We start from the raw sequence: 10,243 nt of genomic DNA, 5'->3' as shown, positions 1-10,243 counted from the left end.
CCCTCGCGGGGCTCCGCCCGGGTGCCCGCGAGGGCGGCGGTTACGTCCTGGCCGACGACCGGCTCCAGGTGGAGATCGACGGCCGCGGGCTGGTCGTCTCGGCCGTGGACCTGAGGAGCGGCAGGGAGGCGGTCCCCCAGGGCCGTGCGGCCAACCTGCTGCAGCTCCACCCCGACTTCCCCAACAAGTGGGACGCCTGGGACGTGGACGAGTTCTACCGCAACACCGGCGCCGACCTCACCGACGCCGACGAGGTGAGCCTGGACGGCGACGCGGTCGTGGTCAGGCGCTCGTTCGGCGACTCGTCGGTGAGCCAGCGGCTCACGCTCGCCTCCGGGCGGCTGGAGATCGAGACGGAGGTCGACTGGCACGAGCGGGAGAAGTTCCTCAAGCTGGCCTTCCCGCTGGACGTGCGTGCCGACCGGTACGCCTCCGAGAGCCAGTACGGCCACGTCTTCCGCGCCACCCACACCAACACGAGCTGGGAGGCGGCCAAGTTCGAGGCGTGCAACCACCGCTTCGTGCACCTGGAGGAGCCCGGCTGGGGCGTGGCCCTGGTCAACGACTCCACCTACGGTCACGACGTCACCCGCGACGTGGACGAGACGGGCACGACGACGACGCTGCGTGCCTCGCTGCTGCGCGCCCCGCGCTTCCCCGACCCGGAGACCGACCAGGGCGTGCACCGCTTCCGCCACGCGCTCGTCCCCGGCGCGACGATCGGCGACGCGGTGCGTGAGGGCTGGTTCATCAACCAGCCCGAGCGCAGGGTGCCCGGCGGCGCCGAGGTCGCGCCGCTGGTCCGCGTGGACGACGACGCCGTCGTGGTGAGCGCGGTCAAGCTGGCCGACGACGGGAGCGGCGACGTGGTCGTCCGCTTCCACGAGGCCACGGGCGGCCGGGCGGCCACCACGCTGCGGGCCGGCTTCCCCGTGGCGGAGGTCGTCACCACGGACCTGCTGGAGCGGCCGACCGGCGAGCCGCAGCGCCCCGGGGACGCCATCCCCGTGACGTTGCGGCCGTTCGAGCTGGTCACGCTGCGGATCAAGCGCGCCTGACTCCCGCGCACGCCGCCCCCGTGCGTCCGGCGCGCCAGAACCGGCGCGCCGGACCCGGGACGAGGCCGGGCTCCGGTCTCAGCCGCTGAGCAGGGTGCCCAGGCGGGGGGCGTACGTGGCGTGGAAGACCAGCGTGACCGCGCCCATCGCGGCGGCGTCGGCCGCGGTGGGCGAGGTCTCCACCCGGACCGGATGCAGCCGCCGGGCCAGCGACCGGCCCGACACCGCCCGCGCGATCACCTCGCGGTAGATCTCCCCGACCTCCCTCAGCGCGGGCCCGCCCAGCACGAGCAGGTCGATGTCCAGCAGGTTGACCACGCTGACGGCGGCGTCGGCCAGCCGCTCCGCCACCTGTTCGATCACCCGCAGGGCGGCCGGCTCGCCGCTCGCCGCCGCCGCGCAGATGGCGGCGTGGTCGCGCAGGTCGCCCATGGCCGCCTCGATGGCGCTCGGGCAGCACACGGCCTCCACGCAGCCCCGGTTGCCGCAGTAGCAGCCGGGGCCCTGCGGGTCGACCGTCATGTGCCCGATCTCGGCCGCGTTCAGCGACCTGCCCCGGTAGACCTGGTTGTCCAGGAAGAGCCCGCCGCCGATCCCGGTGCCGAGGTAGAGGTAGGCGAAACTGGGCGTGGAGCGGGCGATGCCGGCCCACCGCTCGCCGATCGCCGCCGCCGTGGCGTCGTTGTCGACGGTCACGGGAAAGCCGGTGTACTCGCACAGCAGCGCCTTGATCGGCACCCGGTCCCAGTGCGCCAGCCGGGGCGGCGAGACCATCACGCCGTCCTCGTCCAGCGGGCCAGGGCAGGCCAGCCCCACCCCGAGCACCTTGCCGTCCGGCACGCCCGCCTCGCGCAGGATCCGGCGGGCCGCCCTGGCCATCTGCCTGATCACGCCGTCCGGCCTGGCCCCGGGACGGACCGGCACGTGCAGCCGGGCGACCGGCCGGCCGGCGAGATCCGCCAGCACGCACGACAGCGCCTTCGGATCGAAGTGCACGCCCACGGCGTAGCCGGCCTCGGCGGAGACCCGCAGGATGGTGGGCCGCTTGCCTCCCCTCGACGGCGCGGAGCCGTCCTCGACGACCAGGCCCTCCTCCAGCAGTCTGCGCACGATGACGGAGACCGTCTGGGCGGTCAGCCCGGTCACGGTGGCGATGCGGACACGACTGATCCCGTCCGAGGCCTGGATGGTCTCCAGGACGACGGATCGGTTGTAGCTCCCCACCTTCGGCAGGTTTGTCCCCTGCTGCATGTGAGACATATCACCACAGAGTGTTGACTTAGTAAATCAAATGGACTTACGTTTCTCCGCAACCCGAAGGAAACAAAGGGGAGCCCTGATGAGACCTAAGCTGGCCGGATCCCTCCTGTTATTGACAGCGCTGACAGCAGCCGGTTGCGGAGGCGGCGGCACCCCGGAGAGCTCCTCCGGCGCCGCCAAAGAACTCGAAGTCCTCTACAAGGTCGAGCCGACGTGGCCGCATCTGGAGAAGATGCTCACCGACGCCAAGAAGCAGTACGAAGCCGCCCACCCCGGCGTCACCATCAAGCTGACCTCGGTGCAGGGCAACAACGAGGCCTACTACACCAAGCTGGCCCTGCTCAACCGCTCGCCCGACTCGGCGCCCGACGTCTACCTGCACGACACCTTCCAGGTCAACGCGGACGTCGCGGCCGGCAAGCTGGCCCCGCTGGACGAGTACCTGGCCAAGTGGCCCGACTGGAGCACCCAGTTCCCCGACTCGGTCAAGCAGGCCGCCAAGGGCGGCGACGGCAAGATCTACGGCGTGCCCATCAGCACGGACACCCGCGGCCTCTGGTACAACAAGGACGTCCTCACCAAGGCCGGCCTGCCGGTCCCGTGGGAGCCGAAGTCGTGGAACGACGTCCTCACCGCCGCCCGCGCGATCAAGCAGAAGGTGCCGGACGCGATCCCGTTCACGATGTACTCGACGAAGATCCACGGTGAGGCGTCGACCATGCAGGGCTTCGAGATGCTCCTGTACGGCACCCCGGGCGGCACCCTGTACGACGACGCCCAGAAGAAGTGGGTGGCCGGCGGCAAGAACTTCACCGACGCGCTGACCTTCGTCAACACGATCTACCGCGAGGAGCTCGGCCCCAAGCTGGCCGACGCGCACAACGCCAAGCTCGCCGACAAGATCAACTGGGAGTGGTTCCCCAAGGGCAAGCTGGGCATCGCCCTGGACGGCGCCTGGGCGTCGGGCGCCTGGAAGCCGACCAGCACCAAGCCGTGGCCCGAGTGGAAGGACAAGCTCGGCTGGACGCCCATGCCGACGCAGAACGGCGAGGAGCCCGGCGCGGTCAGCATGTCCGGCGGCTGGGTGATGGCGATGAGCTCGTACGCCAAGCTCAAGCAGGAGGCGTTCGACTTCATCTCGGTCGCCACCAACAAGGAGAACTCCCTGACGTACTCGGTGGGCTCGGGCGACCTGGCCCCGCGCAAGGACGTCGCGGCCGATCCGAAGTACAACGCCGACAACCCGAGCGTGAAGTTCTGGACCGACCTGGCGTCGGTGACGCACTACCGGCCCGCCTTCGAGGAGTACCCGAAGGTGTCGGCGCAGGTCCAGGAGGCCATGGAGGCGGTCACCACCGGCGCCCAGACGCCTGAGGAGGCCACGGCGGCCTACGCCAAGGCGTTGCCCTCGGCCGTCGGCGGGCCGGACAAGGTCCTCGCCCGATGACGGTCGCCACCGCTCCCTCCCCGTCCGTGACGGGCTCGCCGGTCGGCGGCCCGTCACGGCGGCGGCGGGTCCTGCGCTGGCTCCTCCCGCTGGGCCCGGCGCTGGTCCTGCTGGCGATCTTCCTCGCGGGTCCCATCCTGTGGAGCGTCTACATCGCCTTCACGAACGAGACCCTGACCGGTTCGGCCTCGGTGAACTCGCAGTTCGTCGGCGTGGCCAACTTCGTCAAGCTCTTCGGTGACCCGAACTTCATCAACTCCTTCCTGCTCACGTTCGTCTTCGTGATCGGCTCGGCGGTCATCGGCCAGAACACCCTGGGCCTGATCATCGCGCTGCTCATGCGCGGGCGGGGCCGGGTCACCCGCAGCGTCGTCAACGGCGTCGTCATCGCCGCCTGGGTGATGCCCGAGGTAGTGGCGGCGGCCTGCTGGTTCTCGTTCCTGGCCGAGGAGGGCACGCTCAACACCGTGCTCGGCGTCTCGCAGGAGTGGCTCTACACGGCGCCCATGCTCGCGGTCATCCTGGCCAACGTCTGGCGCGGGACGGCGTTCTCCATGCTGGTCTACTCGGCGGCCCTTTCCGAGGTGCCCGCCGACCTGGTGGAGGCCGCCGCGGTGGACGGGGCGAGCCCGGCCCGCCGGCTGCTGCACATCACGCTGCCGCTCATCCGGCGCTCCATCATGGCGAACCTGATGCTGATCACCCTGCAGACCCTGGCCAGCTTCGGCCTCATCTACGCCCTGACGGGCGGCGGGCCGGGCACGGCCAGCCAGACCACCCCGCTCTACATGTACGAGCAGGCCTTCCGCTACTTCGAGATCGGCTACGGCTCGGCCATCGCCCTGGTGATGCTGGTGATCGGCGCCCTGTTCTCGCTGGTCTACCTGCGGCTGATCAAAGTGGAGGACGCGTGACGAGACTCGCCGCGAGGGGCGCGGCCGGACTGTCGCTCTTCGTCATCGCCCTGGCCTTCGTCGGGCCGTTCCTGTGGGTGGTGATCGCCTCGGTGCAACCGGAGGCGACGCTGGCCGCCACGCCGACGCTCGCGTTCTCGCTGGACAACTTCACGGCGGTGCTGACCTGGGAGACGATCATCCTGCCGATGATCAACTCGGTGATCATCTCCGGCTCCACGGCGATCCTGACCGTGCTGGTGGCGGGGCTGGCGGCCTACCCGCTGTCGCGCTACCAGCTGAAGTACCGCCGCCACTTCATGCTGACGCTGCTGTTCACCACCGGCCTGCCGGTGACGGCGATCCTCGTGCCGGTCTACGCCATGTTCTTCCGGTTCAACCTGTACGGCTCGGTGCCGGCGATGGTGCTCTTCCTGACCGCCAGCTCGCTGCCGTTCTCGATCTGGATGATGAAGAACTTCATGGACGGCGTGCCGGTCAGCCTGGAGGAGGCCGCCTGGGTGGACGGCGCCGGCTGGGTGCAGTCGCTGCGCTCGGTGGTGGGGCCGCTGATGGCGCCCGGGATCGCGGTGGTGGCGATCTTCGTGTTCGTCGGGCAGTGGGGCAACTTCTTCGCGCCGTTCGTGCTGCTCGACACGCCGGAGAAGCAGCCGGCCGCGGTCACGATCTACACCTTCTTCTCGCAGTACGGGCAGGTGGCCTACGGGCAGCTGGCCGCCTTCTCCATCCTCTACACGGCGCCGGCGGTCATCCTCTACGTGGTGGTCAACAAGTATCTGGCCGGTTCGTTCAACTTCGCCGGATCGGTGAAGGGGTAGGGGCCTCGGCTCAGGCTGTCAGCCGGGCGTGCAGGGCCTCGGCGAACTGCGCCGGGCTGCGCAGATAGCCGACGTAGTCGCCGGGCAGCTCCACGGCCTCGCGGCCGAGCAGCCCGGCGACGGCCAGCGTGGCGCGGTGCATCAGCCTGCCCCTCGTCTCGGCCCCGTAGGCCGGCACGACCGGGGCCGCGCGCAGCGCCGCCGCGTCGGGCACGTAAGCGGAGAAGGGACGCAGCTCGTAGCGGCAGCTCGTCTCCATGTTGACCGTCATCCGGCCCAGCATGTCGCGCACCCACTGCGGCAGCCCGGGGTCGGGCTCGGGCGGAGCGGTGACGCCGGTCTCCTCGCCGAGCTTGCGCATCGCCGGGCCGACGCCCTCGCGCTCGCACACCTCCACCGCCTCCCGCGTCAGCCGCCGCCAGTGATCGGCGTCGGGCAGCAGGTCGAACGCGGGCGGCTCGTGCGCCACCAGCCGCCGTATCGAGGACGGGCGGCGGGCCAGCAGGTCGAGGCCGATCAGCGCGCCGGAATGGGTGGCGAACACGTGCGCGGGGCCGGCGCCGGCCGCCTCCAGCAGCCGCAGCGCGTCGTCCGCGTGCTCCTCGATCCGCTGCTCGGCGGGCGGCCCGGCCAGCGGGCTGCGGACGGCGCCGCGCCGGTCATAGGTGATCACCGTGTAGCGCCCGGCCAGGACCTCGGCCATGGGCGCGGCCATCGCGGCGTCCGCGCCGCCGCCGAGGATCACGAGCAGCACCGGCCCTGAGCCGCGGACCTCGTAGTAGAGGCGTGCGCCGGGGACGTCGAGCATTCCGGAGTCCATGGTCCGCCAACTGTAGACGCGCGGGGACCGGCCGCCAACTTGGACTGGCGGATATACGACAAGTCGGGTTCTGGCCATGGCGATCTCATAGACACCGCAGCTCAGGATGACTAGGAATGCGGTATTCGTGCTTACCGATTCTTGGGAGGTCGTCCATGCTGCGTGGCTTAAGCCGGGTGAGGCGAGGGACGGTGATGGCCGCCTCGGTGCTCATGGCGGCCTCGTCGCTGGCGATTCCCGCCGCGTCCGCCGCGTCCGCCGTGAACGCCACCGCGGCACCGCCGGGGGCCTTCACGCCCGCACCGGCGAGCGACGAGATCACGTTGATCACCGGTGACCAGGTGCAGGTGCGCGCCGTGGACGGCGAGCACAGGACCGTCACGGTCACGCCCGCGCCCCGGGCGGACGGCTCCGTGCCCACGTTCCAGGTGCTGGAGTCGGAGCGCGGGGTGACGGTCATCCCCGACGACGTCGCCACGCTCGTCCCCGAGCGCCTGGACACCGAGTTGTTCAACGTGACCGCCCTGGCCGAGCAGGCCTACGGCGCCGCCATCCCGCTCATCCTCACGTATCCGCCCAACAGCACCAAGGCCGCCATCCCGGCCGCCAAGCAGGTCCGCACGCTGGAGAGCATCGGCGGCGCGGGCGTGTCGGTGGCCGCGGCGGACGCGAAGGCGTTCGGGGCGGAGCTGGCCAAGCTGGCCTCCCCGTCGCCGCAGGCCCGCGCGGCGGGACCGCTGGCGGGCGTGACCAAGATCTGGCTCGACCGCAAGGTCGAGCCGGTGCTGAAGGACAGCGTGCCGCGGATCGGCGCGCCCGAAGCGTGGGCCGCCGGGTACGACGGCACCGGCACCACCGTGGCCGTGCTCGACACCGGTGTGGACGCCGCCCACCCCGACCTGGCCGGCAAGGTCGCCGACCAGCGCGACTTCACCGGCGAGAACGCGGCAGGCGACCCGCACGGCCACGGCACCCACGTGGCCGCCACCATAGCGGGCACCGGCGCCGAGGGCGGCAAGGGCGTGGCGCCCGGCGCCAAGGTGCTCAACGGCCGCGTGCTGGCCGCCGACGGCTACGGCCAGCTCTCCTGGATCATCGACGGAATGGAGTGGGCGGCCGGCGAGAAGCGCGCCGAGGTCGTCAACATGAGCCTGGGCAGCCCCGAGGCGGGCGGACCGCTCACGGACGCCGTCTCCACCCTCACCCGCCAGTACGGGACGCTCTTCGTGATCGCGGCCGGCAACGACGGCTGCGACTCCTGCGTGGGCAGCCCCGGCGACGCCCCCGAGGCGCTGACCGTCGGCGCGGTGGACAAGCAGGACAAGCTCGCCGACTTCTCCAGCAAGGGCCCGATCATCGCCGACGGCGCGGTCAAGCCCGACGTCACCGCCCCCGGCGTGGACATCAGCGCGGCCAAGACGGGCGGCGGGCTCGCCACGATGTCCGGCACCTCCATGGCCACCCCGCACGTCGCGGGAGCGGCGGCGCTGCTGCGCCAGGCCCGCCCCGGGATCGCCGGCGGCGAGCTGAAGTCCCTGCTCATGGCCTCCGCGAAGCCGGGTGACGGCATTCCGGTGGACGCACAGGGCGCGGGCCGCATCGACGTCGCCACCGCGCTCAAGAGCACGGTCGTGGCCTCGGCCGGCTCGCTCAACTTCGGCCGCCTCACCAAGGGCGAGGAGAAGACCCTCACCGTCGGCTACCACAACCTCGGCCAGGCGCCCGCCGCGCTGAAGCTGTCCAGCGGCGCGGCGTTCAGCGTCGAGCCGGCCGAGCTCACCGTCCCCGCAGGCGGCACCGCCGAGGCCGAGGTCACCATCAAGGCCGACACCACCGGATCGCTGCGCCAGGAGCTCACCGCGTCCGGCGTGCGCACGCTGCTGACGGCGAACGTCGACGACAAGCGGGTCGAACTGCGCGTCCGCGGCATCGCCAGGGACGGCCGCAACGCGCGCGGCGGCTTCACCGTGCTGAACCTGGACGAGGGCACCCTGGTCGGCCGCGTCCTGCCCGGCTCGCCCGAGCAGCCCTGCACCGACGCCAAGTACGGCCAGGGCACCTGCCTGCTCGTCAAGCCCGGCACCTACTCCGTGCTCGGCCACGTCTTCACGATGCCCGCCACGCAGGACAGCACCGAGACCGGCAAACCGCTCAACGAGAGCCTCCTCGGCGACCCGGAGATGAAGATCACCGAGAACACCGAGGTCGTGCTGGACGCCCGCAAGGCCGTCGAGGTGAAGATCGAGACGCCCGACCACCAGACCAAGCGCAACACCGGGGCCGCCGCGGCCCTCCAGTGGTACCGCGCCGGCGAACAGGGCACCGCGCTGCGCGGCGGCACCACGATCACGCCCGGCGGGCAGATCGAGGAGCGCCTGTTCGTCCAGCCCACGCGGAAGGTCACCAAGGGCACGTTCGTGGTCTCCACCCGCTGGCGGCTCAAGGCCCCGGAGATCGCCCTGACCACCCTCGGGCTGAAGCTGGACCCCCAGTACGTCGACCCGGTCCAGTTCAGCGACTTCTCCACCGAGTACCCGCGCCTCGACGGCACCAGGCTGCTGCTCGCCGTGGACGCCGGGCGCGGCTCGGAGAAGGAGATCAAGGCCCGCGACCTGCGCGGCAAGCTGGCCGTCATCCGCCGCACCGACGGCGTGCCCGTCTCCACCCAGTCCAACGCCGCCGCGGCGGCCGGGGCGGCGATGGTCGCGGTCTACAGCGATCAGCCGGGCGCCGATGTCACCACGGGCGGCAACGGGGTCAAGCTGACCGTGCCGACCGTGCGGCTGACCCACGAGGAGGGGCTGAAGCTGGCCGAGCGGCTGCGCCGCCTGCCCGTGCCGATCGTGGCCAAGGGCATCACGGCCAGCCCGTACGTCTACGACCTCTACCTGCGCGAGCAAGGCCGGGTCCGCGACTCGCTCAAGTACGTGGTCCGCGCGAAGTCGCTGGCCAGGATCGAGACCGGCTTCCACAGCCAGCTCGCCGACGACGTGACGGCCAACGAGGCCCGCTTCGTCTTCGAGCCCTGGGACAACCTGTCGATCTCGACGAACCATCCCCTGCCCAAGACGCCGCGCACCCGTACCGACTATGTCACTCCCGACCCCGACCTGCGGTGGAGCACCTCGGCGGGCGCGCCGGAGCGGCACTACAACACGTTGTGGCCGCACCCCGACACCGTCCGCGTGGCCCTGTCGTCGCCGGTGTTCCGGCCGTACGAGGTGGGGGAGCGGACCGAGCACAGCGTGCTCAAGCAGCCGCTGCTGCCCGGCATCAACCCGCGCAACCCGCTGCGCAGGGACGGCGACCGGCTGCTCGTCTCGATGCAGGGCTTCGTGGACGCCCAGGGCAACTACGGCGAGGCCTACACCAGCGGCTTCGAGCAGGGGCTGAAGACCGACTTCCGGCTCTACCGGGGCGACGAGCTGCTGTGGCAGACGAACTACCTGCCCCAGGGGTCGGGGACGCTGCCCGCCGAGAAGGGCGCGTACCGGATCGAGTACGACGTGGCGAACGAGGCCGGCTGGGCGAAGCTGTCCAAGCGGACTCGTAGCGTGTGGACGTTCGACTCCCAGCAGGCGGCGGAGCCGACGGTGATCCCGCTGCTGCTGGCCGCGTTCGACGCGCCGGTGGACCTGAAGAACCAGGCCAGGTCGCGCACGCTCGGCCTGTCGCTGCGCCAGCAGGAGGGGGCGGAGCAGAGCGCGATCAAGGACGTCTCGCTGGAGGTGTCGTACGACGACGGCGCCACCTGGAAGCCGGCCCGCCTGCGGGCCAAGGGGCAGCGGGCCTACGAGACCACGCTGGACCGCTCGCCGTCCGGGTTCGTCTCGCTGCGGCTGAACGCCTCCGACGTCAAGGGTCACACGCTGGCGCTGGAGGTGATCCGCGCCTACGCCATGCGCTGACGACCGAGCTTCCGGGGA

General features: G+C 71.3%; 7 protein-coding genes. 5 read left to right on the top strand and 2 right to left on the bottom strand.

The window, feature by feature from the left end; all coding sequences use genetic code 11:
• The coding region (locus ABFX54_RS43980; protein ID WP_346112928.1) for a glycoside hydrolase family 38 C-terminal domain-containing protein at window positions 1-1,058 on the top strand (1,058 nt) is incomplete at its 5' end.
• Between the two features lie 78 nt (window positions 1,059-1,136).
• Here ABFX54_RS43980 and ABFX54_RS43975 read toward each other — a convergent pair.
• Window positions 1,137-2,309, bottom strand: coding sequence for an ROK family transcriptional regulator (locus ABFX54_RS43975; RefSeq protein ID WP_346112927.1), 1,173 nt, complete (start codon window positions 2,307-2,309; stop codon window positions 1,137-1,139).
• Window positions 2,310-2,397: 88 nt separating this feature from the next.
• On the opposite strand from ABFX54_RS43975, the gene ABFX54_RS43970 reads away from it, so the two are divergent.
• From ABFX54_RS43970 to ABFX54_RS43960, 3 genes are read left to right on the top strand one after another with little or no spacing between them, the layout of a single operon-like run.
• Entirely contained in the window at window positions 2,398-3,765 is a 1,368-nt protein-coding gene (locus tag ABFX54_RS43970) for an extracellular solute-binding protein (RefSeq protein WP_346112926.1), read from the top strand.
• Entirely contained in the window at window positions 3,762-4,679 is a 918-nt protein-coding gene (locus ABFX54_RS43965) for a carbohydrate ABC transporter permease (protein ID WP_346112924.1), read from the top strand. The genes ABFX54_RS43970 and ABFX54_RS43965 overlap by 4 nt, the downstream gene beginning before the upstream one ends.
• Window positions 4,676-5,497, top strand: coding sequence for a carbohydrate ABC transporter permease (locus ABFX54_RS43960; RefSeq protein WP_346112923.1), 822 nt, complete (start codon window positions 4,676-4,678; stop codon window positions 5,495-5,497). The genes ABFX54_RS43965 and ABFX54_RS43960 overlap by 4 nt, the downstream gene beginning before the upstream one ends.
• 10 nt (window positions 5,498-5,507) lie before the next feature.
• Here ABFX54_RS43960 and ABFX54_RS43955 read toward each other — a convergent pair whose 3' ends face one another.
• The gene (locus ABFX54_RS43955) at window positions 5,508-6,317 is read right to left on the bottom strand and encodes an alpha/beta hydrolase (RefSeq protein ID WP_346112921.1); all 810 of its coding nucleotides are present in this window, start codon (window positions 6,315-6,317) and stop codon (window positions 5,508-5,510) included.
• Window positions 6,318-6,472: 155 nt separating this feature from the next.
• Here ABFX54_RS43955 and ABFX54_RS43950 point away from each other — a divergent pair, with 155 nt between their 5' ends.
• On the top strand, window positions 6,473-10,225 hold the full coding sequence (locus ABFX54_RS43950) for a S8 family peptidase (protein WP_346112920.1): 3,753 nt from the start codon (window positions 6,473-6,475) through the stop codon (window positions 10,223-10,225).
• Window positions 10,226-10,243 lie beyond the last annotated feature (18 nt).

This window comes from Nonomuraea maheshkhaliensis, from assembly GCF_039529435.1.
Taxonomy (GTDB): Bacteria; Actinomycetota; Actinomycetes; order Streptosporangiales; family Streptosporangiaceae; genus Nonomuraea; species Nonomuraea maheshkhaliensis.
Note: the sequence above shows the minus strand (reverse complement) of the source record. Positions and strands in the feature narration are given on the sequence as shown.

Bases quoted from the DNA above. Each gene is read 5' to 3' on its own strand.
- ABFX54_RS43975 (WP_346112927.1), bottom strand. From the start codon at position 2,309: ATGCAGCAGGGGACAAACCTGCCGAAGGTGGGGAGCTACAACCGATCC.
- ABFX54_RS43970 (WP_346112926.1), top strand. From the start codon at position 2,398: ATGAGACCTAAGCTGGCCGGATCCCTCCTGTTATTGACAGCGCTGACA.
- ABFX54_RS43965 (WP_346112924.1), top strand. From the start codon at position 3,762: ATGACGGTCGCCACCGCTCCCTCCCCGTCCGTGACGGGCTCGCCGGTC.
- ABFX54_RS43955 (WP_346112921.1), bottom strand. From the start codon at position 6,317: ATGGACTCCGGAATGCTCGACGTCCCCGGCGCACGCCTCTACTACGAG.
- ABFX54_RS43950 (WP_346112920.1), top strand. From the start codon at position 6,473: ATGCTGCGTGGCTTAAGCCGGGTGAGGCGAGGGACGGTGATGGCCGCC.